Origin of the sequence: Pseudomonas sp. LAMO17WK12:I1 (assembly GCF_900177315.1) — a bacterium.
Lineage (GTDB): Bacteria > Pseudomonadota > Gammaproteobacteria > Pseudomonadales > Pseudomonadaceae > Aquipseudomonas > Aquipseudomonas marginalis.
On record NZ_FWZV01000005.1, the window covers coordinates 394,347 to 419,796 of the forward strand.

General features: G+C 63.5%; 14 protein-coding genes. 5 read left to right on the forward strand and 9 right to left on the reverse strand.

All coding sequences use genetic code 11. From position 1 onward, the window contains the following. Nucleotides 1-5 precede the first annotated feature (5 nt). Genes B9N88_RS12080 through B9N88_RS12095 form a run of 4 tightly spaced genes read left to right on the forward strand, consistent with a single transcriptional unit; the run spans nucleotide 6 to nucleotide 3,291 of the window. Nucleotides 6-1,244 carry a hypothetical protein gene (locus tag B9N88_RS12080; protein ID WP_027604634.1) on the forward strand — a complete coding sequence of 413 codons (1,239 nt, stop codon included), beginning with the start codon at nucleotides 6-8 and terminating at the stop codon, nucleotides 1,242-1,244. Between the two features lie 15 nt (nucleotides 1,245-1,259). Next, nucleotides 1,260-2,000, forward strand: a complete 741-nt coding sequence (locus B9N88_RS12085) for a pilus assembly protein (protein ID WP_027604633.1) — start codon at nucleotides 1,260-1,262, stop codon at nucleotides 1,998-2,000. Further along, the gene (locus tag B9N88_RS12090) at nucleotides 2,000-2,530 is read left to right on the forward strand and encodes a CS1 type fimbrial major subunit (RefSeq protein ID WP_223841661.1); all 531 of its coding nucleotides are present in this window, start codon (nucleotides 2,000-2,002) and stop codon (nucleotides 2,528-2,530) included. The genes B9N88_RS12085 and B9N88_RS12090 overlap by 1 nt, the downstream gene beginning before the upstream one ends. Before the next feature lie 20 nt (nucleotides 2,531-2,550). After that, nucleotides 2,551-3,291 carry a pilus assembly protein gene (locus B9N88_RS12095; protein ID WP_027604631.1) on the forward strand — a complete coding sequence of 247 codons (741 nt, stop codon included), beginning with the start codon at nucleotides 2,551-2,553 and terminating at the stop codon, nucleotides 3,289-3,291. Here B9N88_RS12095 and B9N88_RS12100 read toward each other — a convergent pair. Continuing rightward, a complete protein-coding gene (locus tag B9N88_RS12100) occupies nucleotides 3,288-6,398 on the reverse strand; it encodes a transglycosylase domain-containing protein (protein ID WP_027604630.1) in 3,111 nt (1,036 codons plus the stop codon). The two genes, B9N88_RS12095 and B9N88_RS12100, sit on opposite strands and share 4 nt — an antisense overlap. 457 nt (nucleotides 6,399-6,855) lie before the next feature. Here B9N88_RS12100 and B9N88_RS12105 point away from each other — a divergent pair, with 457 nt between their 5' ends. Beyond that, entirely contained in the window at nucleotides 6,856-8,274 is a 1,419-nt protein-coding gene (locus B9N88_RS12105) for an amino acid permease (RefSeq protein WP_027604629.1), read from the forward strand. Nucleotides 8,275-8,324: 50 nt separating this feature from the next. Here the strand turns inward: B9N88_RS12105 and B9N88_RS12110 are convergent, their stop codons facing one another. The 8 genes from B9N88_RS12110 to B9N88_RS12145 all read right to left on the reverse strand — a co-directional run bounded on the left by B9N88_RS12110 (nucleotide 8,325) and on the right by B9N88_RS12145 (nucleotide 25,448). After that, the gene (locus B9N88_RS12110) at nucleotides 8,325-14,813 is read right to left on the reverse strand and encodes an NEL-type E3 ubiquitin ligase domain-containing protein (RefSeq protein ID WP_027604628.1); all 6,489 of its coding nucleotides are present in this window, start codon (nucleotides 14,811-14,813) and stop codon (nucleotides 8,325-8,327) included. A 66-nt stretch (nucleotides 14,814-14,879) separates the two neighbouring features. Then, complete coding sequence (locus B9N88_RS12115) at nucleotides 14,880-16,013, reverse strand: OpgC family protein (RefSeq protein ID WP_043293421.1); 1,134 nt, start codon at nucleotides 16,011-16,013, stop codon at nucleotides 14,880-14,882. Nucleotides 16,014-16,145: 132 nt separating this feature from the next. After that, complete coding sequence (locus B9N88_RS12120) at nucleotides 16,146-16,442, reverse strand: cupin domain-containing protein (protein ID WP_027604626.1); 297 nt, start codon at nucleotides 16,440-16,442, stop codon at nucleotides 16,146-16,148. Between the two features lie 64 nt (nucleotides 16,443-16,506). Continuing rightward, on the reverse strand, nucleotides 16,507-18,126 hold the full coding sequence (locus B9N88_RS12125) for an FMN-binding glutamate synthase family protein (RefSeq protein WP_027604625.1): 1,620 nt from the start codon (nucleotides 18,124-18,126) through the stop codon (nucleotides 16,507-16,509). A gap of 81 nt (nucleotides 18,127-18,207) precedes the next feature. Next, a complete protein-coding gene (locus B9N88_RS12130) occupies nucleotides 18,208-20,472 on the reverse strand; it encodes a glycoside hydrolase family 3 N-terminal domain-containing protein (protein WP_051429328.1) in 2,265 nt (754 codons plus the stop codon). Beyond that, entirely contained in the window at nucleotides 20,469-22,049 is a 1,581-nt protein-coding gene (locus B9N88_RS12135) for an OpgD/OpgG family glucan biosynthesis protein (RefSeq protein ID WP_256221179.1), read from the reverse strand. Before B9N88_RS12135 ends, B9N88_RS12130 begins: the two co-directional genes overlap by 4 nt. A gap of 208 nt (nucleotides 22,050-22,257) precedes the next feature. Then, nucleotides 22,258-23,637, reverse strand: a complete 1,380-nt coding sequence (locus B9N88_RS12140; RefSeq protein WP_027604624.1) for an ATP-binding protein — start codon at nucleotides 23,635-23,637, stop codon at nucleotides 22,258-22,260. Further along, on the reverse strand, nucleotides 23,634-25,448 hold the full coding sequence (locus B9N88_RS12145) for a DAHL domain-containing protein (protein WP_027604623.1): 1,815 nt from the start codon (nucleotides 25,446-25,448) through the stop codon (nucleotides 23,634-23,636). Before B9N88_RS12145 ends, B9N88_RS12140 begins: the two co-directional genes overlap by 4 nt. Nucleotides 25,449-25,450: the final 2 nt, after the last annotated feature.

A 25,450-nucleotide genomic window follows, 5' to 3' on the forward strand; every position in this document is an offset into this window, starting at 1 on the left:
ACGTTATGAAAACCCCCAGCGCACGCGCGCCTCACCGTTTCGCCCTGGGCATGGCCGTCCTGTTGTGTTCCGCTGGCGCAACGGCCGACGAGAACATCACCGCGCGGTTTCGCCCCGACCCGTCCAACCCCATGGTGAACAAGTTCGAAAACACCACGCCGATCAGCTCGATCTGCGCCGCGCATATTCCGGGGCGCTGCAAGGCGTTGGGTATTTTCAGCCTGCGGGACACCAACTTCACGGCACTTTCCATTGCGCCGATCAAGGCCAACCATGAGGACGAGCGCCAGGGCTTCATGGTCAAGGTGCCGTCCGATTGGCGTGACTTGACGGTGACACACGCCACCACCCAGGAAACCGAGACCGTCCAGTTGCGGATCGCCGGTATCGGCTCGCTTTGGCATGTGCCTCGACCGCCAGGCGTGTCGGCCTGGGGCATGCCAGGGGTTCACTGGTCACTCCAATGGATGAGGGCGCCCGCACCGTGTGTGAGCACCAGCCATCTTGCCGCAGGCGTCTCGTTCGCGTCGTACTTCTGGCTGACGCCCGAGGGGGCGGGGCCCTGCAGCCGGCAGCCCTCCGTGGACCTGGCGAGTCTGCGTTTCAACACCATGGAGTATGCCTACGAACTGCGCACGCCCAACCCCTTGGGCATGTCCAGCGGGCAATACACCGGCAGCATCACCTACACCATGGGCCCTGGCGGCGATTACGATTTCGGCGACGTCATGATGCCCTCCAAGAACGCCCTCACGTTCAACTTCACCTTGAGCGTGGAGCACGACCTCAAGGTCGAAGTACCGCCGGGGGGCAATCGCATTGAACTGGTGCCCCAGGGCGGCTGGCAGCCCTGGCTGAACCAGGGCCGCAAACCCGCGCGCCTGTTCCGTGACCAGACCTTCAATATCTCCGCCTCGTCGCGCTTCAAGATGCAGTTGGGGTGCGAGCGAACGATGGGCGATACCTGCGCCTTGAGAAACGCCACCGACGGCCACGCAGTGCCGGTGGATGTCAGCGTCAGCCTGCCCCATGGCTTGAGCCGCATGGACGGTGCGCCGGTGAACCGCCAGCCGTTGCTGCTGAGCGGTGCCGGTACCGAGTCGTTTCAACCGGGGTTCTATGTCAACCGACGGCCCGGCACTTTGCACTTCGAGGTCAAGAAGGACTACGCCGAACAGATGCTCGAACGGGGAGGCAGCACCTACTCAGGCCAGGTCACGGTGGTCTGGGATTCTGAACTCTAACGGGGATTTATGGCGATGAAACATCTGTTGGCGCTGTGCGCGCTGTGCTGGTTGCCGTTGTCGGCGCCAGCGGCTCCGAACATCAACGTCGGGGTGTTCTATGACTACCTCGACGGTGACAAAAGTACCTACCTGAAACGGATATTCAACGGTGGCGACAGTACGGCGTTCATCAAGGTCTCGGTGATGGAGATCCTCTACAACGCCGATGGCAGCGCCGAGGAGGTCGAGCTCAAGAACACCCCCGGGAATGCCACGCGCGATGGCCTGATGGCCACGCCGGCCCGCCTGATCGTGCCGCCCGATGGCATGCAGGGCACACGCCTGTTGTACCTGGGCGAGCGGCAAAACGAGCGCTATTTCCGCCTGCGTTTCGTGCCCGTGATGCCCGAGCCCGAGGACGATTTCGTGGTCTCCAGCGAAGAGCGCGAGGCCTACAAGAATCAACTGTCAGCCGGGGTCACGGTGTTGGCGGGGTTCGGCACGGTGTTTTTCGTGCGGCCTAAGAACACCCGCTTCGCCACCCGCATCGATGAGCAACCCGTTGAGTACGGGCTGCATAACGACGGCAACAGCGTGGTGGTGGTCGATGAGTTCAAGGACTGCGCCAGTGGCGATAGCCAGGACTGCCTGCCCGTCACCAAACATCACATCCTGCCGGGGCGTGCCTTCAGCTTTGCCAGGCAGGCCGGGCGTACCTACCGCTTCACCCTGATCGAGGGCAGCGAAAAAAAACCATATGAGGTCAAAGGCTGATGGTCAGTGAAATAGCCCCAGGGGGCGCGCGCCAGTCGTGCAGACATTGCAAGCTCGTGTTGGCGGCGCTGCTGCTGATGGTGGGCGCATTGCTGAGTACCCAGGCCTTGGCGATCCGTGAAGAACAGGTGTTCGATGTGTCCGTGACCATCCCGACCGCAGACTTTTACGTCCTGCCGATCAACCCCGGGTTCCTGGAGCGCGAGCAAAAAATGGTCTGGGACCTGGTACCCGGGCGCCTGCGCCCGCTGCGCGAGCACTTTGACGTGAAGAGTTCCGCCGGCGGCATCAACGCCCGTCTGGGCGCGTTGCCCACGCTGTTCAATGGCGGGCGCACCTATATCGACTTGAACGTCACCTTCAACGGCCAGGTGCTGGGCCTCGATGACACCCTGGTGGTGCCGCACGACGAGGCGCGCCAGGGCAAGCGCGTGCTGCTGGATATCTCGGCGGTCGAGCCGGCGGATGGTTTTACCCCTGGTGAGTACTACGGCAGCGTCGAGCTGCTGTTCGATGCGGTACGGCCGTGATGATGGGCAGAGGAGTGGTTATGAAGGCTTTATATGCAATGCTGGGTTTGATGCTGTGTTCACTCAATGCCCAGGCCGGGCCGAACATCAACGTCGGTGACTTCTACGATTATTTGCGCGGCGATAAAAGCACCTACCTCAAGCGGGTATTCAACGGCGGCACCAAGACGGCCTTCGTCAAGGTCAATGTCACCGAGATGCTCTACAAGCCCGACGGCAGCTACGACGAGGTGCCGCTCAAGCTCGAAGCCGATGGCAGCGTGCGCAACGGCCTGGTGGCCAGCCCGGCGCGCCTGATCGTGCCGGCGGACGGCATGCAGAGCACGCGCTTTGTGTTTATCGGCGATCGCGAGCGCGAGCGCTACTTCCGGGTACGCTACCTGCCGGTCGCGCCCGAGACCGAAGACGGCTTTGGCCTCAGCGACGAAGAGCGCAAAGCCTACGAAGAGACCTTGGTGGGAGGCGTGCAGGTGATGGCCGGCTACGGCACGGTGTTCTTCGTGCGGCCCAAGGACAGCCGCTTCGACACCCGGGTCGAAAACGGCGGGCAGCGTTACACCTTGCGCAATGCCGGCAACACCGTGGTGGTGGTGGATGAGTTCAAGGATTGCGCGGCAAAGGACCGTACATCCTGCGCCCCGACCACCAAGAACCATATCTTCCCTGGCCGGGTGTTCAGCTTTGAAAAACAGCCCGGGCGGACGTATCGGTTCTATCTGGTGGAGGGCACCTCCGAACGCATCATCGAAATCAACGGTTAGTCTGTTGAGGTCACGGCACGAGGCGGGTTGCACAGGGTATGGCCGCCCGGTTGCAGGTACGGCATCAGCACCGGTGCCATGCCCTTGAGCACCTGCACCGGCAGCGCCGAGGTAAAGGTGAAATTCTGCGCGCCGCTGCCGGGCACGAAGGCCGTCAGCGTGCCGAAATGCCGGTCGCCGATATAGAACACAAAGGTCGCGGTACGGTTGATCGCCTTGGAGCTGAGGATGCGCCCACCGGCGCCGATGGCTTCGATGCGATTGTCCCCGGTGCCGGTCTTGCCGCCCATGGACAGCGGTGTGCCGTCGGGCAACTTGAAGCTGCCCGACACGCGTTTGGCCGTGCCCGCATCCACCACCTGGGACAACGCGCCGCGCAAGGCGGTGGCGACTTCGCTGGGCATCACCCGCTTGCCTTTGTCGGGGTTGTTCACCAGGCGGGTTTCATAGGGGGTGTCGACGGCAAAGTGCAGGCTGTCGATGCGCAGCGTCGGCTCGCGCACGCCGTCGTTGAGGATCGTGCCCACCAGTTCCGCCAGCGCCGCCGGGCGGTCCCCCGAGCTGCCGATGGCCGTGGCCAGGGACGGCACCAGGTGGTCGAACGGGTAGCCCGCCGCCTGCCAGCGCTGGTGAATATCCAGGAACGCCTCGACCTCCAGCATGGTGCGGATACGACTGTCGCGGGCGCTCTTGTGGCGGCTCTTGAACAGCCAGCCATAGACTTCCTGGCGCTCATGCTCGCTGGCGGCGACGGCCTGGGTGAAGGTGGCGTCGGGGTGGTTCAACAGGTAGCCGAGCAGCCACAGGTCCAGAGGGTGGACCTTGGCGATATAGCCTTGGTCCGGCAGGTCGTAGGCACCGGGGCCGTAGTCGTTGTAGAGCCTGGCCAGGCGTTCGTCGGTCAGTTTTTCTGCGGCCTTGCTGCCGGTCAGGTGGGAGCGCACGAAGCTGTTGAAGCTCGCCTGGCTGGCCTGGGGCAACAGGTAGCGGTGCACGGCGGCCAGGCGGATGGCGGTGGGGTGCAGGCTGTCGAGAAAGGTGGCGAGCCGCGCCTGGGTGTCCTTGTTGCGGTACTTTTTCCAGAAGCGCAGCAGGAAGGTCGTGCCTTCGCGGTCGGCGAACTGGGCCAGGTATTCCTGGCGCCGTGGGTTGCTGTCGTCCTTGAGCAACTCGGCACTGTTGTTGTCTGCGTGATAGGTGCTGTAGCGCACTAGGTCACGCATCAGGCGAATAAATGGCAGGTTGATCGACTCACGCAGGGCGTCGCGCAACGTCGGGTTGCGGCCGTTGTCTTCATTGCGAAAGTTATGGAAGCGATGCAGGCCGCCGCCGGTAAAGAAGCTCTCGCCGGGGCTGGCGGAATACGACCGGTCAAGGGCGGCCTCGAGCATCTTCGACAGGCTCTTGTCGCTGTTTTGCGCCAGGTAGTCCACGGCCCAGCGCGACAGGCGATCCTGCTCATCGATATCGACTTTTTTCAGTGCAGCCGGTGTCTGGCCGCCATAGCGCTGGTGCAGTTCGCTGATGATTTGCAGGTAGGTGGTGAGCACCCGCAGCTTGGCGGTGGAGCCCAGTTCCAGCTTGCTGCTCTCGTTGATATCGAACGGCTGGTCGGTGTTGTCGGTCTGCACCCGGACCCGCGCGCCGTCGCCGGTCATCTCGTACAGCGTGAAGCTGTAGCGCACCTGGGCGGTGCTGGCGGGCGTCAGCAGGCGCGGGCCGAGCAGGCCGAGTTGCCCGGCGAAGGCCGGATCGGCCAGGTGCTTGAGGTAGGCCGTGGCCTGGGTTTGCAGCTCATTGTGCAAGGTGCTGGTGGCGGACAGGTCGAGGCGATCCAGGTCATACAGCGGGCGGTTGAGCAGGGCGGCCAGGCGGCTGCGGGCCATGCTGATGCCTTTGTTGGTGTCAATCGCTTGGAGCGTCGGCTGTTGCTGCCAGTCGCGGTAACTTACTTTGCTGGCCAGGGCGGCCCTTGCCAGGGCAGGGTCGATGATCCCGTCCCGCTCCAGCAGGCGGAGGTGGCTGTCGGTCAGGTTCGAAAGTTCCGCGTGGCCTTTGGACAGGTAATGGGAAGGCCGGCGCTGGGCAATCATCAACGACAACACTTCGCGCAGGGCCAGGCCCTTTTGCGCGAGGTCCTGCGGGCGGGTGTCGGCGAACAACGCGTTGGTGCGGTCGAAGTCGGCGCCGTACCACACACGCAACCCTTCGGCCATGCCATGCACTTCGCCGTGACCGGGCACGGCGGACAACGGCACGCTGTTGAGGTAGTCGCGCACGATGTCCTGGCGCGCCTGCAAGGTCTGCGGGCCATCCCGATAGGCGCGCACGCTGGCGGAAAACATCTGGCGCAGTTTCTCGCCGCCGGACAGCGTCAGCCCGTCAGGGGAGTGGCGGTATTTTTCCAGCTGGGTGGCCAGGGTACTGCCGCCGGCGGTCTGCCCGGGCAAGTGCAACAGCTTGGCCACTTGCGACCACGCCGCCCTGGCGAAGCGCGGCCAGTCCACCGCCGGGTTGGCCTGGGGCTGGGCCGGGTCGAGCAAATCGCGGTTCTCGATGAACAGCAGGCTGTTGACCACCACCGGCGGGATCGCGTCGAAACGCTGGTAGGACTGCTGTGGGTAGGTGAACCGGTACAACGGCTCGGCGCGGCAATCGCTGATCGACAGGCCGGCCTGGATTTTCTCCCCATAAGGCACGAACAGGCCGCGCTCGGCATAGGTCATCAGGGGCGGGGAGAAGCGCACCTGGCTCTGGACCAGATAGTTGCGCTTGAGCAGGCGCGGCAGGAATTCATCCAGGTCGCTGTAGCCCAGGCGTTTGTCGAAAGGCCCGTCACCGGGATAGACCACGGCATCGCTGGGGCCGGGTTCGAGCCGGTAGTTCAGGGTGGCGGCCAGGCGGCTCAGTTCCCGGGCCTGCCAATGGGACGTGCGCATTTCGCGCTGGGCGGCGAACCCTGCGGCGATCAGGCCGATCACCAGCAACAGCCACGCCATTCGCCACCGGTACAGCCGTTTGCGGGAGCGTCGTGGCAATGGCTGTTCGTCCATGCTGTCGGTGGGGGCCGCAGCCTTGGTTGAATCGGTTTGCCATAAAGCGCCCATAGTCGATTGATCCATCCCGGCAGATTGATCGGACTTGATTCAAGCGTAGACGCTGATGGGCACCGCCGAGAAATTTGTCGGCGTGCGGGCGACCCCGTGCAACCCCTGGCGATTCATCGCGGCGAAATCAGCCTGCCCATGGCCCGCACGTGGTTCTTCGACGTGCCGATGTGGGCGCCGCCAGGGTCAGTACGCAGGGCAATGGGCTTAAGCCGCGCACCATTGCCGTGCGATACTCCCACCGCGCAATCGGAGTTCTCCGGGAGTTCCCGCTGAATATTGCCGTTTATAGAGTGAAAATCACTGGGTTGAGCTTTTTATACTGCACCCCCCTGATCTGGCCCGGCCAGACCGGTTGACCCATAAGGTTCACCGGAGACGGCATGCCATGGCTGACCCGCCGTGGCGTGCCGGACTCGGAGGCTCATATCCAATAACAAGACGAGGTTGTATCCCTATGCCAGTCGGCAACCACCTGCCCCATGGCGAGACCGCTTCGGGCGGCCCGCTCAAACGCGAACTGGGCGAACGGCATATCCGCCTGATGGCGCTCGGCGCCTGTATCGGTGTCGGCCTGTTCCTCGGCTCGGCCAAGGCCATCGAAATGGCCGGCCCGGCCATCATGCTGTCCTACATCATCGGTGGCCTGGCCATCCTGGTGATCATGCGCGCCCTCGGCGAAATGGCCGTGCACAACCCGGTCGCCGGCTCGTTCAGCCGCTATGCCCAGGACTACCTCGGCCCGTTGGCGGGCTTCCTGACCGGCTGGAACTATTGGTTCCTGTGGCTGGTGACCTGCGTGGCGGAGATCACTGCGGTGGCGGTGTACATGGGCGTGTGGTTCCCCGATACGCCGCGCTGGATCTGGGCCCTGGCAGCCCTGATCAGCATGGGCACCATCAACCTGATCGCGGTGAAGGCCTTCGGTGAGTTCGAATTCTGGTTCGCGCTGATCAAGATCGTCACCATCATTGCCATGGTGATCGGCGGCGTCGGCATCATTGCCTTCGGCTTCGGCAACGACGGCGTAGCCCTGGGCATTTCCAACCTGTGGAGCCACGGCGGCTTCATGCCCAATGGCGTCCAGGGCGTGTTGATGTCCCTGCAAATGGTGATGTTCGCCTACCTGGGCGTGGAGATGATCGGCCTCACCGCCGGTGAAGCGAAGAACCCGCAGAAGACCATTCCCCGCGCCATCGGCTCGGTGTTCTGGCGCATCCTGCTGTTCTACGTGGGCGCGTTGTTCGTGATCCTGTCGATCTACCCGTGGAATGAAATCGGCACCCAGGGCAGCCCGTTCGTGATGACCTTCGAGCGCCTGGGCATCAAGACCGCCGCCGGCATCATCAACTTCGTGGTGATCACTGCGGCACTGTCGTCGTGCAACGGCGGCATCTTCAGCACCGGGCGCATGCTCTACAGCCTGGCGCAGAACGGCCAGGCGCCGGCCACGTTCGCTACCACCTCGAGCAACGGCGTACCGCGCAAGGCGCTGCTGTTGTCGATCTTCGCCTTGCTGCTGGGCGTGTTGCTCAACTACCTGGTGCCGGAGAAAGTCTTCGTCTGGGTCACGTCCATCGCCACCTTCGGTGCGATCTGGACGTGGGTCATGATCCTGCTGGCCCAGCTCAAGTTCCGCAGGAGCCTGAGCCCGGCCGAACAGAAAGCCCTCAAGTACCGCATGTGGCTGTACCCGGTCAGTTCGTACCTGGCCCTGGCGTTCCTGGTGCTGGTGGTGGGCCTGATGGCGTACTTCCCGGATACCCGCGTGGCACTGTATGTGGGGCCGGCGTTCCTGGTGCTGCTGACCGTGTTGTTCTACGTGTTCAAGCTGCAGCCGACCCCGGTCGTCCAGGGTTCACAGCCATCGGCGTGATCCCTTGAGCGCGGGCCGGCCTGTGTTACGACAGGTCGGCCCGCACGGTCTCAGACCCGCTGCAACGTGCGTTGCGTGCCCTCGGTCAACTGCCGCACCAGGCGGTTGTGTTCGTTGGCTTCCTCGTCGACCAGTTGTTGGCGACGCTCCAGGTATTCATCCGAACGCCTGTCCGATAATTCCTGATCGAGCACGCTGACTTTGTAGGTGATGGTGTCCTTGACGGTGAAAAACGCCTCCGGCTCGCTGCTGGCCAGGTACTCGACCCAGAACTCGGTGGCCAGGATCGCCTCCTGCAACGCCGGTGACTGGCCGAGCCTGCGCAGGGTCCGGCGCGCCTCGTCGATGACTGCCGGTGTCACATAGTCATCCACGCTGTACAGCAGCTCCAGTGGATAAAACGGCAAGTTGAATTCCCGCGCCAGTTTACTGCGCAGGTAGATGGTCACCTCGGCGGGGTCGGCGTCCAGGTCGGCCCGTTCGCGCGCCAGCACGAACTGGTCGGCAAAGTGGTCGAGCTGATTGAGGTAGAAACAACTCTTGGCCAGTTCCAGCAAGGCCCGGTCGGCCAGGTAGCTCCTGGGTTGCAGCTTGGCCTGGTGGATACGGTGATGCAGTTCCATGTTGGTAAAGGCCAGCAGCACGCTGTCGCCGCAATTGCCTGAGCCGTAGGTATTGAGGCAGATCGTGTTGCGCAGTTGCGTCGACTCGCCCATCGCCATCAGCAGGCTCCAGACCCGCTCGGTCAGCCGCGTTCTTGAGGTGTTGCTGCGGTAGGCGTGGGTCCTCTTCAGGTCGCGCAGGACCCGGAACACATCATCGGCACTCGCCGTTTCATTGGCCTGCAGTTGCTCCCACAGTTGTCGGCGGGCCGCCACGTCCTGCGCCGCGACGCCGGTCAGCCAGGTATCGAAGTCATTCGGCGCCACGGGGGCATGGGCTGGTGTGCGCAGTTGACCGCCCAGGCGGATACCCGTGGCGATACGGTAGGCGTCGATGCTTGCCAGGGTCTCGGCGGACAGCGGGTTTTCGTGCAGCAGGGTGTTGCGATTGGCCATTTGCAGCCAGGGGTTGCTGAAGACTTCGTCGGGAATAGTGCTGATCCCGTTGGCCTGCAAGTGCAGCTCGGTCAGCACCGGCAGCGCGCTGGCGCCGATGGGCCATTGGGTGATGCCGGTGTTGGCCAGGCGCAGGGTATTGAGCTGCAGCATCCGGCTGACATCCGGGGTGAGGGTCAGGTCCGGGTTGTCGTTCAGGTCGAGTTTCTGCAGGCTGACCATATGGGCCAGGCGCTGTACCGACTCTTCGGTCAAGCGCAGGTCGTTGTCGTTCAAGTCAAGGTGGGTGAGCCAGGTCATGTCGGTGATCGCGCTGGGCAAGTCGGTGAGGCGACAGTCGATGCGCAGGGCCTTGAGCTGGGTGAATTTACCCAGGAACTCTGCCCCCGTGGCGGGGAAGGCGTTACCGGAAATCCGCAGGTACTCGATGTGGCTGAAGCCGCTGGTGCCGGTCAGGAACGAGCCCGGCGGCAGGCCTTCGTCGTCCAGCTGCAACTCCAGTGACGGTACGTTGAACAGGCCGGCGATATAGAACGTCGCGTTTTCGCGCCGCCATGCGCCCCGCAGTTGGTAGGCGATATGGCGACGTCGGCCACGGTTCATGCCCAGCGGGTCATTGAGTTCGTTGTCGGCCGGCAGCAGGGTTTCGCTCCAGCGTGACAGTTCCACATCCATGGCCTGGTACTCGGCCTGGCGGCGCTCCAGCTCGATGAGTTTTTCCGGGTCGGTCATGTTCAGGGACTGGAGCATCCGCCGTGCATCGTCATTGTTGAAGTGCGGGTAAAGCTCCTGGACCTTGGCCACCAGATCCGGCGGCCGTGGGCCGCGAAACGGCCAGATACGCTGCCAGAACGGATACACCAGGAACGAACGATCCACCCCCATGGCCGGTTGCATCCAGGGTTGCAGATGGGGAATATCCAGCAGGCCCTTGATTTCCACGCGGCGCGCGAAGGCCAGTTCGGCCAGTTGGGTGCGAAGTTGGGCGATACCGCTTTCGCTGTCCACCTCGAGCAAGGCCTGCTCGTCGGCGGACAAGCTGCTGAGAATCACCCGCAGCAATCGGTTCGAGGGCTGGCCCAGCGGCTCGCCCTGCGGGGTGTAGGCCTGGTAACCGCGATTGGTCCTGGCCACGGTCCGGCGCGAGGAGCCCTGCCGATGGCCGGCGGTTTCCAGCAGGCGCCCCTGATTGTCCCGTTCACGCACATCGATGCGCAGGGTCTTCGGCCAGGCGGGCAGGTTGTGCAGCAGGTACAGGGTGATCCGGTCACTGTCGGCGTTGGCGCAGGCATCCACATACAGGCCTTCGAACGCCCGGTTCAAGCGTAACTCGTGGCCGCTCAGGCGCGCCTGTTCGGCCAGGCGCAGGCTCAGGCGGTCATGCTCATGCAGCTGTTTGAGCTCGCGCTTGGAGGCCTGGCCGAGAATCGCCTTGACCGTGCTGGTGGACAGGTCCGGGTGCTTGGTCTTGAAGCGGCGCTCCGGCTCGCTGCCCGCAGTCTCGCTGCGCATGTACAAGGAGTCGAGGATTTGCGAACGCTCGCGGTCGGTGTATCCAACGATCCGGGTGATCAGCTGGAACAGGCGCTGTTCCTCGGTCTGCGGCAGCGTGCCGAGCAGCGCCCGGGTCAGGTCATCGTCAGCGATGAATTTTTCCAGCAGCCCGGCCGACTCGAGGTCTTTATCGGTGGCGCTCACCACCTTGGCATCGGTCCGATGACGGGCGGGGTATCTGAGCGGGGCATCCCGGTCGACAATCTCCAGCACGTGGCTGTCGGGCCAGCCGGGCAGGCTGGAGACCACCAGCAGTTGCAGGTTCGGGTCTGGAGCGGTGGCGGAATTATTGGGGAGCTCATACATCGCTTCGATGAAGTGGTTGATTTCCTGATCGATGCGCAAGCGCTTGCAGGTATCGGCCAACAACGGTGGCGACGCCCGACCGCTGCGGTGTATCTGGCGCAGCACGTGGGGCGGGGTGTCGGTCAGGGCGAGAATGCTGCGGGCGGTGTCCTGGGGGAATGTGTAATGGTCGCCCCCGAGGCGATAGAGCAGGCTGTGGTCGTCCCAGCCCATGGGGTTCTCGCTGGACAGGCGCCACGCGCCCTCGCCGTTGTGCTCCAGGGTCGGGGTGTCGACACCGATCTTCTGCGGGTGTTTGAGCCGCCACTTGAACAGCCGTTTGTCATAGACGATCCGGTACCAGGAACCGAACAGCGGCAGATAGTGGTCGCCGGCGAGAGGGAAAATACCCTCGGCATCCGGCCGCAGGCTGGTCGGCAGCGCCAGGGTGTGCTCGTACTGGGCCAGCGAACCGTCGGCCAGCCTGACGAAGCCTTCCGGGCCGCGCTGGTTGCTCATGTAGTCGCCCAGGGTGATGCGCAGGCCCCTGGCGTCGGTGGCACTGCGCATGCCCAATTGTTGCCGCTCATGGGGTTGCAGTACCGAACCGATGGCCAGGTAGAAACTGTCCACCGCCGGCGTCACCGCAATCGTGCCGGCATTGCGCATGTCATAGGCTTCATAGACGCCCTCGCCGTAGTGACGCAGCTCCACGGTGAGGTCCTCGGGGCCGCTGGAGCGATAGGGTTTGGCGATGCGTCCCGCGACCACTTCGGTGATGAGGAAATCGCGCTTGAGGCTTCGGCGTATCAACGCCGAGGCGAACTCCCGCGCCCATTGATCGGCATCGTTGTTGAACTGGCGCGGGTGGTACAGCGCATCGATTGCAGCGTCGATGCGCAGGGCGGTGCGGTGGTTGTCCAACAGTTCGGCAAAGGCCGTGGGCAGCCCGCCTTCACGCAGATAGGCCTGCTGCTGGCGCGGGGTGAGGGGATGCTGCGCCAGCAGGCGCTCCAGCAAGGCCGGTGACAGCGGGCTGTTGAGGTCGCGCAGTTTTTTCAGCAGCGGCGTAACCGCCACCAAGGGCATCGACGCCTTGACCGGCAGGAAACGCCGCACATTGGCGGGCGGCAATAGCTCATGTTTTTCATAGCCGGCGTAGTTCACCAGGGCCGCGAACAGGGCCAGGCGTTCGCGCCGTGCCAGGGCGGCGACGTCGCGCCGTACTGCCAGGATCCGCTGTTCGAGCGTGGCGTCGAGTTGATCCGTGAGCCCCAGCAGCGAGGTGCTCGGTTGCAGGCTGATGACCAGGCCCAGCAAGGGGTCGGCCCGGTAAGGCGGCAGGCCGCCGTCGCCTTCGGCCTGGTAGCGGTGGTCGGCGCCGCGCACGAGGGTGATCGTTGTCGGGCGCGGCACCGTCGGCTCGGTCTTGCCGAAGGTTTCGATCACGCTGCGTTGCGGGTCGTTGATGCTCAGCAAGGTGGCGGCGGGCCAATCGGGCAGTTGGGTCAGCAGGCATAACACCACGCTGTCGCCATAGGGGGGCAGATAGCCGGCTTCATGAAAGCGGTTGATGATGTGCTCGATCACCTGGTCGGCTTGCAGGCGGCGCACGCCTTCGATCAGGTTCAACGGGGCCGGTTCGCCGCGCCACACGTCCTCCAGGGTGGCGCGGGAGGTGGCTGTGCTGCGCAGCATCCGCTCCAGGTCTGCTCGCGCGATCAGCGATGAGCCATCGGGCAGCATCTGTTGCAGCAACTGGGCATCCGACAGGGCCTGGGTGTTGTGCAGGTCGAAGGTCCAGGCTTGCAGCGCCGGGTTGAAGACAATCGGTGGCTTATAGGGGCTGCTGCCGTTCTTGAGGACGTAGCGCTGGGTGGCCTGGTCGTGGGCGACCTCGGCCACCAGGGTCTGGCTGTCATGGTGCAGCTTGACGTATTGCTGGCCTTGCACGGTGAACACGCACAGGGCGTCGGCGCGTTGACCCTCGAGCAGGTACTGCTGGCGATGGGCGTAGGGACGTGCGTCGGGTTTCCACAGCTCTTCCACCCCGTCGGGACGCGTGACTTTGCGCGGGTTGCCCAGCCGTTGCAGGTGCCCGAGCATGCGCTGGCGATGGGCGCTGCCGGCGACGCTGATCAAGCGGCCGCTGATGGCCAGGTCGGCGACATCGCTGAGGGTCGAGGCGAAGCTGCTGGCCTCGCCCTTGACCGCTTCATTCAGGCCCACGCTGACGCTGTAGGTCATGCTGCCCAGCACGGCCAGCTGCATCACCCGGTTCATCCCCGTGACCCCGCCGGGCAAGGGCGTGAGCAGCACTTGCAAGACTTCGGCGGCAACGGCGGCGGTGGCGTCCTGGACCGCCTGCCAGTCGGCTTCGGAACGGCTGTTGGCCAGGGTGTCGAGGTCGGCCTGGCAGCGTTGGATCTGCCGGTAAGTCAAGGCTTGCACCAGGGTTACGGCGGGGCCGGCGTGCGGGTCGGTGGAGAAGCGAATGTCGTTGAGGGTGCGCTCCGGGAAGGCCGCGTGAAAGCCATCGTAAAGCCGCTCGGCCAGCCAGCTCATGCCCTCGGGGCGGGGTTGCCGGGTCAGCAACGACTGGAACACCGACAACCCCACCAGGGGCAGTTGCCGGGAAAACCAGCCCAGGTCGCCTTGTTGGTGGCTGTCCAGCAGCTGCTGGCGAAAATCCACCTCTGCCGCGCGCGCATCGCTGTGGTAACGCAGCGCGCCGCCGGGGCGGAACGGAAAATAGGACAGCACCCCGAGGCTGGCGACCCTGATCAGCAGCAGCGGTACGGGAATGGCACTCTCCCAGGTGACGAAGGGCACGGCGATGACAGGGGTGACGCCCGAGGTCAGACTCAGGCGGTCGACCGGCAGTTGCGACCCGCTGCCGTCGATCGATGCGGTGAGGCTGTCATACATCTCGCGGGTGAGGCCGTTGCGGGCGCGATTGCGCCAGGCGTCAAGCACATCGAACTGCAGCAGTGCCAGCGCCGCCTCGCCCATCAAGCGGCGCAGCGTGCCGTTTTCATCGAGGCTGGCCTTGATCTTCACCTGTAACTGGTGGCCCAGGTCAAGCTCGCGGGCAATGGCGATGAACGCCTGCGCCGTGAGGCTGCGATCGTCACCGGGCCCGACCACACGGCTGGCGTCCACCAGGCTGTAGCCGGAGTCCTGGCGGACCGAGGCGGTGAAGCCGAAATTCAGGCAGGCGGCCTCCCACAGCGAGAGGCTTTTGATGTGTTCGATAAAGCGCAGATCCTTGTCGGAGCGCCGCGGTACCCGCACGTGACTGCCCGGCTGCCGGTCCCAGGGCAGCGGTTGCTCGATCTTTTCCAGGTAGGTGGTTTCGAAGCGATACTGCTCCGGATCGCGCCCTCCGATCCGGTCACGCAACTGCGCCAGGCCATCTGCCTTGAAGCTGCGGACCACCCGTTCCTTTTCGGCTTCAACCGCCGCCATGGCCGCCAGGGCGTTGCGTTGCAGGCGCAGGAAGCGGGTTTTTTCCTCGGCGTCCAGCCCTTCCAGGGCTTGCAGGATATTGCGCTGGATCAGCTCCAGCGCCTGTTGCTGGGCCCAGGTGGTGCTCGATTGCAGATTGCCGGACAGGCCGTTGAGTAATTGATGAGTCGGCATGCGCTCTACCTTTCACGATAAGTGGAAGGCAGATGGAAGCATCACGCATACCGGCGCTGGGGCTATCTATTTAAAGGCCGGCGCCTCGCCGCGCAGGGCTAGGTCCAGGCGCTTGTTGAACTCCAGCCACGCCGCCAGCCCGGCCATCAGCGCCAGCCCCAGCAATGCACTGAAAACCTGCATCGGCCAGGCATCCTCGACCTGGGCGTTGAGCATGTCCGCCAGCGGTGCCAGCAGCACGCCGAGGCAGAACACCTCCAGGGAGTAGCGGCCCATGCGACAGCTTTGTTGCGCCCACCAGGTTTGCGTCCAGCCACGACCCGGCAACAGCTTGGCGGTGACATAGGCCAGGGCCAGGAAGTGCAGCAGGCGCAGCGGCGACAGGTCGGTCTTGCTGATGGGGTAGATCAGGTCGCTGAGCCACGACGGCATCAACGCGTCATGCACCTCGGGCCAGCGCCATGACAGGGTCAGCACACACGCCACCACGGTGTACACCGCCGCCGCCAAGAACAACGGCTGGCGCTTGAGTGGGCGTTGTTCCGGCGGTCGCCCTTGACTGGCCTGCAGCGCCGCCGCGCCACCGAGGATAAACAGGAACTGCCAGGTCACCGGGTTGAAGTACCACACGCCGTCGGCAATCGCCCGCAGGTTCCAGCCCATCCACGGCGCCAGCAGATACACCGCCGCCGACGCGGCCACCACCAGCCAGGTGCTGCGCAGCAGCAGCGGCAACACCAGCGGCAACCCCGCCAGCAGCACGATATACAGCGGCAGCGGGTCCATCAGGTTGGGTTTGAAGCGTAGCAGCAGCTCGTCGGTGAGGGCCTGTTGCGGGTGGGTGACGAAGTGCGTCAGGCCCATCTCTTCGACCAGGTCGCGGGTTTCCACATGGCTGTTGGCGAAGAACACGATGCCCATCAGCATCGCCAGCAAAAAGATATGCACCACGTACAACACCCAGGCGCGACGCAGGATTTTCAGCGAGGCAATCCAGTAGCCGTCGCGTTGCAGGATCTTGCCGTAGGCCAGCACCGCGGCGTAACCGGCGAGGAATACGAAGACCTCGGCCGCATCGCTGAAACCAAAATTGCGCAGGGTGATCTGGCCGAGAGGATTGTGGGGGACGTGATCCCAGAAAATGAAGATCAACGCCAGGCCCCGAAAAAAATCGATGCGTGGGTCGCGTCCGTTCAGCATGGCAGCGGGCTCTTGAACAAAAGGTTTAGTAATGACCGGCGAGCGCGCAGGTTGTCGTACGCCGCACGTCGGGCGGGCGCAGGTTGGCGGTATTTGTAAGCAATTGCAAAGGTTGGGTATTACTGAATGTCTCTAGACGTCAATGATCACCAGGGTGCCCTGGCTACCTGGAAGTACGGCATGAGCGGTGCCCGCTTCCACGAGGTACATCTGGCCGGTCTCTACGTGGATCTCTTCATCAGCGATGCTCAGGCGCAAATGGCCGCTGATCACCAGTAGCCCTTCGTTGTAGTCGTGCACTTCTGCTTCGTAAGCCTGCTCATCCATGCGCAGCATCTTGATCCGCGCCGGGCCGACCTGGCCCAGGCGTATCGATTTCCAGCTGTCAGGCAGTTGCCCGGCGAGTGCAGCGAAGTCCAGTAACGGCATGTGAATCTCCTTGTTTCTACAATGCCGTCGGTGGTCCGGTTCAGCAGGAAAGGGTGTTTGCAGGTTATGCAGCTACCACCTCATGGGGCTCAAAACTGTCCGCCCGCGCCATCTGCCACATGCGCGAATAGAACTCGCCATTCACTTCGCCGGTGAGCAACTCGCCAGGCTTGAGGAATACATGCAACTGCGAGAACAGCTTGATCTCGGTGGCCGACATGCGTCGTACCAGATGCTTGGCCGACAGCTGCGACGGATGATCCAGGCCTGCCGCCGCGAGCATCTCGGCCAGGGCCTTGAGGGTGTTGCGGTGGAAGTTGAATACGCGCTGGGCCTTGTCCGGTACCACCAGGGCACGTTGGCGCAATGGGTCCTGGGTGGCGACGCCGGTCGGGCATTTGTTGGTGTGGCAGCTTTGGGACTGGATGCAACCGATGGCGAACATGAAGCCGCGCGCCGAGTTGGCCCAGTCGGCGCCGATGGCGAGCACGCTGGCGATGTCGAAGGCGCTGACGATCTTGCCGCTGGCACCGAGCTTGATCTTGTCGCGCAGCTTCAGGCCCACCAGGGTGTTGTGCACGAACAGCAGGCCTTCGCGCAGCGGCACGCCGATATGGTCGGTGAACTCCACGGGCGCGGCGCCGGTGCCGCCTTCCTTGCCGTCGACGACGATAAAGTCCGGGAGGATGCCGGTTTCGAGCATGGCCTTGGCAATGCCCATGAATTCCCAGGGGTGACCCAGGCAGAACTTGAAGCCCACCGGCTTGCCGCCGGACAGTTCGCGCAATTGGGCGATGAATTGCATCAGCTCAATGGGCGTGGAGAACGCGCTGTGACGCGACGGCGAGATGCAGTCTTCGCCCATCAGGATCCCGCGGGTTTCGGCAATCTCTTGAGTCACCTTGTGCTTGGGCAGGATGCCGCCGTGGCCGGGTTTGGCGCCCTGGCTCATCTTGATTTCGATCATGCGCACCTGCGGGTTCTGCGCCTGCGCGGCGAAGCGCTCCGGGTCGAAGCGGCCATCGCTGGTACGGCAGCCGAAGTAGCCGCTGCCCAGTTCCCAGGTCAGGTCGCCGCCGTTTTCGCGGTGATAGGGGCTGATGCTGCCTTCGCCGGTGTCATGGGCAAAATTGCCGAGCTTGGCGCCCTGGTTGAGCGCGCGGATCGCATTGGCGCTCAACGAGCCAAAGCTCATCGCCGAGATATTGAACACCGACGCCGAATACGGCTGGGTGCATTGCGGGCCGCCGACCATCACGCGAAAGGCGCTGGGGTCGCTCAGGGGCGCGGGGCGCATGGAGTGGCCGATAAATTCGAAACCCAGCTGGTACACATCGATCAGGGTGCCGAAGGGTTTGTCGGCGGTTTCGTTCTTGGCTCGCGAGTACACCAGGGATCGTTGCGAGCGCGAGAAGGGCAGGGCGTCGCTGTCGGACTCCAGCAGGTACTGGCGGATTTCCGGGCGGATGGCTTCCACCAGGTAACGGATATTGCCCAGGATCGGGTAGTTGCGGCGTACGGCGTGGGGGCTTTGCAACAGGTCGAAAATACCGATCAGGCTCAACACGCCGGTGACCAGGGTGATGGGCCACAGCCATTCGTGTTGGATAAAGGGCAGGCTGGCGAGGGTGAAAATGACGCACACGGCAAAGAAGGCGTAGCGGCTTAGCAAGGACAGGCTCATACGGTTTCCTTGGGTTCGGACTCTCAGGTCGATCCGGCATTCTGCGCCAGTAACGAAACGCCAGACAACCTGCAGGTGGACTCAGTTTGATCCCGGTGATGGGACGGACTGGCCCGCAATAGACAAGGCGCGGCCATCGGTCAGTTCAAACCGGGCCTGGTTTTCGGTGGTCGAATCTGCCCCGACGAAGACGGTGAACGTGCCGGCCTCAATCACCGGCGAAAAGTTGCTGTCCAGCAGGGCAAAGTCCGCCTGGTCAAGGGTGAAGGTCAAGTCCCGAGCCTCGCCGGGCGCCAGTTGCACTTTGCGGAAACCGCGTAATTGGCGAACCGGGCGGGTCACGCTGGCGACGTCATCGCGCAGGTACAACTGCACGATGTCTTCGCCTGGGCGCGCTCCGGTATTGGTGACGGTGACCTTTACAGCTAGCACTTGGGTGGACGCCAGCCGCTGTGTGCTGAGCCGCGGTGCGGAGTAACTGAACGAGGTATAGCTCAGGCCGAAGCCGAAGGGATACAGCGGCGTCCAGTGTTCATCGATATAGCCGGAGGTATACCTTTCATCGCCGCTGGGCGGACGCCCGGTGCTTTTGTGCGCGTAGTAGAGAGGGATCTGCCCCACGTTGCGGGGGAACGTGATCGGCAGTTTGCCGCTGGGGTTGACGTCACCGAACAGGATATCGGCCACGGCATGGCCCATCTCACTGCCCAGGAACCAGGTTTCCAGCAGCGCCGGCGCCTGGCGCACGTTCTGCGAGAGCACCAGCGGGCGGCCATTCATCAACAGGATGACCACGGGTTTGCCGCTGTCCAGCAGGGCACGCAACAGCGCCTCCTGGGCACCCGGCAGGCCCAGGTCCGCGCGACTGCGGGCTTCGCCGCTCTGATCGGCGCGCTCGCCGAGCACGGCGACCACTACCTCGGCGCGGCGGGCGGCCTGCCGGACCTCGTTGAGGTTCTGCGTCTCGGTGCTGATGGGCGAAGCGCCGGGCAGGTAAACCACCTCGGTGCCAGGGGCGACGGCACGGCGTATGCCCTGCAAGACCGTGATCGAATCTTGGGGATGAGCCGCCAAGGCCCAGGGGCCGAGCGTGGCCTCGGCGTCCGTGGCCAGGCTGCCGACCACCAGCATGTTGCGCAGGTGCTTGGGCAGCGGCAGCAGGGCGTCGGTGTTTTTCAACAATACGATGGACTTCTGCGCGGCCTCGCGTGCCAGTGCCCGGTGCTGCGGGGTCAGGACATTGGTCCGCTGCCGCGCCTCGTCGCTGTAGCGGTAGGGATCGTCAAGCAGTCCCAGGCGCTGCTTGGCCTGGAGTACACGGCGCACCGCATTATCCACGGCGGTCAGGGAAACCTGGCCAGTGCGCACCAGGGTGGGCAGGTATTGGCGGTACGTCTGGCTGACCATGTCGATGTCCACGCCGGCGTTGAACGCCAGCCGTGCCCGGTCGGTCGGACCGCCGGCGATGCCGTGCTGGCTCAGCTCCCAGAGGGCGTTGAAGTCACTGACAATGAGGCCACGGAACCGCCACTGATTGCGCAGCACACCGGTCAACAGTGCGGTGTTGCTGTGCAGGGGCGTTCCGGCCAGTTCGTTGAACGAGGGCATGATCCCATCGACGCCAGCCGCCACGGCCGCCTGGAAAGGTGGCAAGTACACCTCCCGCAAGGTGCGTTCCGACACGTCGGCGACGTTGTAGTCGCGCCCGCCTTCGGCGGCACCGTAGGTCACGAAGTGTTTTGCGGTCGCCAGCATATATGACGGGTCGGCAGGCCCGGCGCCGTGGAACCCCCGCACCTTGGCGCCGGCCAGCGCTGCGCCCAGGAATGGATCTTCGCCGGTGCTTTCCACCACACGGCCCCAGCGCGGGTCGCGGGCAATGTCGACCATGGGCGCGAAGGTCCAGTGTATGCCGCTGGCCGTCGCTTCAACGGCCGCCGCGCGAGCGGTCCGTTGTGCCAGGTCAACGTCCCAGGCCGCAGCTTCTGCCAACGGCACGGGAAATACGGTGCGAAACCCGTGGATCACATCAAAGGCAAACAACAACGGTATAGGCAGGCGCGAACGGGTGACGGCGTGTTCCTGTAACCGGCGGGTCTGTTCGACGCCGTAGGCGCCAAGGACCGAGCCCACGGTGCTCATGGGCCGTTGCGCCAGCTCGCCTGGGTCAATGACCGGGCCGGTAGGTGTGTCCTGGACGCCGAGCTGGCTGAGTTGATCGACTTTTTCTTCCAGCGTCATCTGCTGCAACAAGGCCTCTACCGGGGCCTGCTCGCCGGCCTGGAGAGCGTTGCCGCTGGCATTGAGGGCCAGGCAGAGCAGCGCCCATTGACCGCCGAGCCTCATGGACTATTGCCGGTGTCAGCCGTTGAAGGGGTACCGATTGCCGTCGATTCCGAATGGAAGGGGTGGTACTGATACAGCCAGGTCTCTGACAGCGGCTGGCCGTCCAGGCGTAGGAACAGGCGCAATTCCACCGGGTCCTTGCCGTCGACGCTCAGGTCGAACTGTGCCCGCCAATGGCCGGCGACGCCGTCCGGCACCGCTTCGGTAAAGACCCGGCTGAGCGCGCCCCTGGAGCCACTGATCACGGCCTCGGGCTTGACCCCCGGTGCGAGTTTTTTCAAGGGGGCGCCCTGGAATTCCACCACGAATTTACGTACCCCCAGCGGGCGCGGCTCGCCCGGTGAGCCGCCTTTGCCCAGGCGAGTGGCCACGCACACCGCCAGTGGCGAAACGTAGGGCTCCCGGGCCAGCCAGTGCAGGCGATACCGCAGCGCATAACGGTTGCCCGCTTCCGCCGGGGCCGAGGGCACCCACATTGCGACGATGTTGTCGTGGATCTCGTCGTCGGTGCCGTTTTCCATCAGTTGCACGCTGCCTTCGCCCCAATCGCCCAATGGCTCGACCCACAGGCTGGGGCGCCGCTGGTAATTCACGCCATCGAGGTAGTGGTCGAAATCACGGTCGCGCTGTAACAGGCCGAAGCCCTTCGGTTGCCGGTCGCTGAACGCCGAAACCAGGGTGCGTGGCGGGTTGTTCAAGGGCCGCCAGATACGTTCTCCGTTGCCGGTCCACAGCGCCAGGCCGTCACTGTCGTGGACTTCGGGGCGCCAGTCGGCGGCGGTGCGCTTGGCGGTTTCACTGAACCAGAACATCGAGGTCAGCGGCGCAATGCCCAGCCTGCTGACGTTCTTGCGCAGGAAAAACGTGCAGTCGATGTCCATGACCACGCCCTGTGTACGGTGGATATCGAAACGGTAGGCGCCGCAGATACTGGGGCCGTCGAGCCGCGCGTAGAGGGTCATGGCGTTTGTGTGCTGGTTCTTTGGCGGCTCGAACCAGATATGGGTGAAGTCGGGGAATTCTTCGGCCTTGCCGGCTTGTGCCACATCCAGGGCAATCGCCCGTGCCGACAGGCCGTACTGGTACAACTTGCCGATGGCCCGGAAGTACGACGCGCCAAGAAAGGCCACCCAGTCGTTTTGTTGCCACGCCAGCCTGGCCTGGTCGCCCAGGCGGCTTTCCTGGATACGAAAGCCGGCGAACCCGCTGTTACGGGGCAGGGCATGGGCCGGGCTGTCGCCCGGCATATCAAAGTGCGCCGGGTCGTAGACGATCTCGCGGGCGATGCCGTTGTCCAGCACATACAGCCTGACGGGCGTGCGAAAAAACGACCCCAGGTGAAAGAATGTCACAGGGAACTTGCCGGGGCCTTTGGCGAACAGGGCGTGCTCGGGTTTGAAGCGGATCTGGCCATGGGCGGCGTAGTCGAGTCGCGCCAGCAGCGCGGCCGATGCGGTGCTGGGGTAGGTGTAGGGTTTCAAGGCATCGGCCTGTGCCTGTTCGATCAAGCCTTCGAAGGAAAAAGTACTGGCCGGGTCGGCTGTATCGGCCGCCAGGGCGCCCCTGCCCAGTGGCATGAGCAAGGCGCCCAGTGACGCGTATGTGAGGAACTCGCGGCGCGTAGACATGGTGTCCTTTCCTTCGACGATGAGAGCCTAGGCCTCACGTTCAGCACGCCACCGGCATGCAATCGTGTTGCTTGTGTGGAGTCTCGAGTCGGGAAAAGGGTCTGTCTACTGTCAGAAATAACAGGTTGCGCAGGGGCGGATGATTCGGCGGCGTGTCCTACGCCGCCGTCTGCCGAATCGGTAATACCACGCGAAACTTCGTGCCCTTGCCCAGTTCGCTGCTGACAGAGATATCGCCATGGTGTTTCTTGATGATGCCGTAGGAGAGTGACAGCCCTAAGCCAGTGCCTTCGCCCACCGGCTTGGTGGTGAAAAACGGGTCGAAGATTTTCTGCACCGCCTCGGGGGCAATCCCACAGCCGTTGTCCGCCACTTCCAGCCACACGTTCTCGCCTTCCACACCGTTGCTGATGGTGATGATGCCGCGCTCCGGCCCCATGGCCTGCGCCGCATTGATCACCAGGTTCATCACCACCTGGTTGAGCTGGGAGGCCAGGCATTCGATCTCTGGCAGCGGTGCGTAGTGCTTGACCACATCGGCCTTGTACTTGAGTTCGCTGGCAACGATGTTCAGCGTCGAATCGATGCCCTGTTGCAGGTTTGCGAATTGCCAGGTCTGGTCGTTGTCCACCCGCGAGAAGTTTTTCAGGTCCTTGACGATCTGCACCACGCGGCCGATGCCCTCCTTGGATTCGTGGATCAACACCGGAATGTCTTCCTGTAGAAACTCCAGTTCCAGGCGGGTGCGCAAGGCCTTGAGCTGCTCGTGCTGTTCACCCGTGGCGAGGCTTTCTTCGGCCTGCCGGTAAGCCTCCAGCATCTGTTGCAACTGGGTGAAGTAGCCGTCGAGGGTGCTGAGGTTGGACGAGATAAAGCCTACCGGGTTATTGATCTCATGGGCCACGCCCGCAGCGAGTTGCCCCAGGGAGGCGAGTTTTTCCGACTGCACCAGCTGGCTTTCCAGGTGCTTGCGCTCTTCGATTTCCAGCTGCAGCGCGTGGGTGCGTTGTTCCACCAGCCGTTCCAGATGAGTGGTTTGCAGGGTGGCGCGACGGGCCATGTCCCATTTATTGGCCAGGGTGTTGGCCATCTGCTGGACTTCGATGTTATCGAACGGTTTTTTCAGGATCAGCAAGCGATCATGGCCTTGCAGGCGGTCGAGCAGGTCCTCCCAGGAATAGTCCGAGTAGGCGGTGCACACCACCACTTGCAGGTCGGGGGCGACTTTCCAGAGCTCTTCTATGGTCCTCGCGCCGTCCCAGCCCTGGGGCATGCGCATGTCGACAAACGCCAGGGCATAGGGCTGCTGGTGCGCCATGGCGGTGATGAGCAACTGCAGGCCTTCTTCGCCGCCGTAGGCCGAGTGCAGGTCGAAAGGGGGGGCCGTGGGTTTGCTGGTTTCGCCGAACAGTGCCGACTCCATGTCATCCAGCTCCTGGTTGGATTCAGTGGGCGGCATCAGGATCTTGCGGAAATCCTCATGAATCGACGGTGTGTCATCAATCAACAGGATGCGCCGGTTGGGAGGCTGGTTCATACGAGGCTTCCGGCAGGAATGAGGGGGATCGTCAGGGTGAATAGCGCGCCCAGGCCCGGCCCGTCGCTGTGGGCGCTGAGGTGGCCGTCCATTTCGACAGCGGCCAGGGCGCAGCTGTGCAGCCCGAAACCGTGGCCTTCCTTGCGGGTGGTAAAACCATGGGTAAATATCCGGGTCATGTTCTCGGCCGGTATGCCTTCGCCTTCGTCCTTCACGCTGATCTGCAACCTGTTGTCCTCCAGCGACTGGACCGTAAGGGTCATCTGCCGTGGCCGGTCGGTGAGGTTGGACATGGCGTACTTGGCGTTGCTGATCAGGTTGACCATGATCAGCAGCAAGCGGTGTTTGTCCCCGAGGACTTCCGGCACCTGCCCGTAGTGCTTGACCACTGTGACATTGTGCCGGCTCAGGGCCCCCGCGTTCATGCGCAGGGCGTCTTCCATCAAGGTGCTGATCTGCACCGGCTCCTTGAGCGAGGGCGCGCCCGCATAGGATTGTTGGGTGGAGACAATGTCCTTGATATGGTCCACGCTTTTGCTCAATTGCCCCAGTTCCTCGATCAGGCCTTGTTGCTCGACGGCAATGGCGTCCACCAACTGGTTCAAGTAGCCGGGCAGCAACTTGCCCTTCTCATCTTCGGTGATAAAAGTGCCCAGGTCGCCCTGGCGTTCGTTGATCAACTGCATGGCCTTGCCCAGGCCCATTGCCTTGCTGCTGCGCAGTTTGCGGGTGACCAGGTCGGCGGAGATGTTCACGCTGTTAAGCACATTGCCGACGTTGTGCAGCACGTTGGTGGCGATCTCCGCCATGCCGGCCTGGCGCGCGCTGTCCATCAGCTCGCTCTGGGCATCCTTGAGCTGTCGGGTACGTCGTTCCACACGCTGTTCCAGGGTTTCGTTCACCGCCTGCAAGGCGCGGTTGACGCGGTTGATCTCGGCGAAACTACGCAGCAGGCGAACCGTCAGGAACAGCAGCAGGGCCACCAGCAGGGTCGAGAACACCAGCAGGTAACGGTGGTATTGCTGCTCGACCAGGTCGAGGGCCTGTTGGTCCTGGTTGAGGTGGGTGGTCAGGTCATCCAGGCGTTCGGCTACCGGAATGGCGGCGATCTGTTCGAGCAACGTGTTCACCACCGGCTGCTCGCGCAGGATCAGTTCGATGTGATTGCTCAGGATCTCCACCGGGCCGCGGAATTCGCTGGGCAGCAGTTCCTGGTTGACGGCCAGCTTGCCCAGGCCGACGAGAATGTCGGCGGCGCGCTCGTCGCTGGTGACCTGGGCGAATTCAAGGCTGCTGAGCAGCAAGTCGTAGGTGTCGGTGGCCACGCTTTGCAGTTGCGGTTTTGTATCGTCGTTCACCTGGTTGAACTGCGCCTGGATATCGTCTTCGGCAGTCGGCAGGAAGGCCAGGGAATTGCGCAATACCGCGTTATGGGACTTGAACTGGTCGACGCGCCGGGCCTTTTCCTGGATGGCCGCCTGATAAGCCTGTTGGCTGGCTTGCCAGGCGGGCAGGTCTTGCGGGCTGTGGTACGAGTCGCGTGCTTCCAGTTCGGCCCACAACCGGGTCATTTCCGTCAGGGGCGTCACCAGGGGGTCGTAGTTGTGGGTGATGGCTATCCTGGCCTTGAGGACTTCGCTGTCCCACTGGGCATTGAGTTGCTGCAACTGCCGGATCAGGTCCCGGGAGTGGGTGTAGGAAGACGCCTGGTCGCTGGACGACTTGATGTACAGAAAAATCAGGGTCGAGGCCAGCAACAGGGTGATCAACCCCAAGGCCAACTGGCTGGTGCGGCGGCGAGAAAGGGTCATGA

What these genes read in the sequence shown, in the direction of transcription:
- B9N88_RS12080 (WP_027604634.1), top strand. Translation starts at nt 6, where the DNA reads ATGAAAACCCCCAGCGCACGCGCGCCTCACCGTTTCGCCCTGGGCATG.
- B9N88_RS12085 (WP_027604633.1), top strand. Translation starts at nt 1,260, where the DNA reads ATGAAACATCTGTTGGCGCTGTGCGCGCTGTGCTGGTTGCCGTTGTCG.
- B9N88_RS12090 (WP_223841661.1), top strand. Translation starts at nt 2,000, where the DNA reads ATGGTCAGTGAAATAGCCCCAGGGGGCGCGCGCCAGTCGTGCAGACAT.
- B9N88_RS12095 (WP_027604631.1), top strand. Translation starts at nt 2,551, where the DNA reads ATGAAGGCTTTATATGCAATGCTGGGTTTGATGCTGTGTTCACTCAAT.
- B9N88_RS12100 (WP_027604630.1), bottom strand. Translation starts at nt 6,398, where the DNA reads ATGGGCGCTTTATGGCAAACCGATTCAACCAAGGCTGCGGCCCCCACC.
- B9N88_RS12105 (WP_027604629.1), top strand. Translation starts at nt 6,856, where the DNA reads ATGCCAGTCGGCAACCACCTGCCCCATGGCGAGACCGCTTCGGGCGGC.
- B9N88_RS12110 (WP_027604628.1), bottom strand. Translation starts at nt 14,813, where the DNA reads ATGCCGACTCATCAATTACTCAACGGCCTGTCCGGCAATCTGCAATCG.
- B9N88_RS12115 (WP_043293421.1), bottom strand. Translation starts at nt 16,013, where the DNA reads ATGCTGAACGGACGCGACCCACGCATCGATTTTTTTCGGGGCCTGGCG.
- B9N88_RS12120 (WP_027604626.1), bottom strand. Translation starts at nt 16,442, where the DNA reads ATGCCGTTACTGGACTTCGCTGCACTCGCCGGGCAACTGCCTGACAGC.
- B9N88_RS12125 (WP_027604625.1), bottom strand. Translation starts at nt 18,126, where the DNA reads ATGAGCCTGTCCTTGCTAAGCCGCTACGCCTTCTTTGCCGTGTGCGTC.
- B9N88_RS12130 (WP_051429328.1), bottom strand. Translation starts at nt 20,472, where the DNA reads ATGAGGCTCGGCGGTCAATGGGCGCTGCTCTGCCTGGCCCTCAATGCC.
- B9N88_RS12135 (WP_256221179.1), bottom strand. Translation starts at nt 22,049, where the DNA reads ATGCCACTGGGCAGGGGCGCCCTGGCGGCCGATACAGCCGACCCGGCC.
- B9N88_RS12140 (WP_027604624.1), bottom strand. Translation starts at nt 23,637, where the DNA reads ATGAACCAGCCTCCCAACCGGCGCATCCTGTTGATTGATGACACACCG.
- B9N88_RS12145 (WP_027604623.1), bottom strand. Translation starts at nt 25,448, where the DNA reads ATGACCCTTTCTCGCCGCCGCACCAGCCAGTTGGCCTTGGGGTTGATC.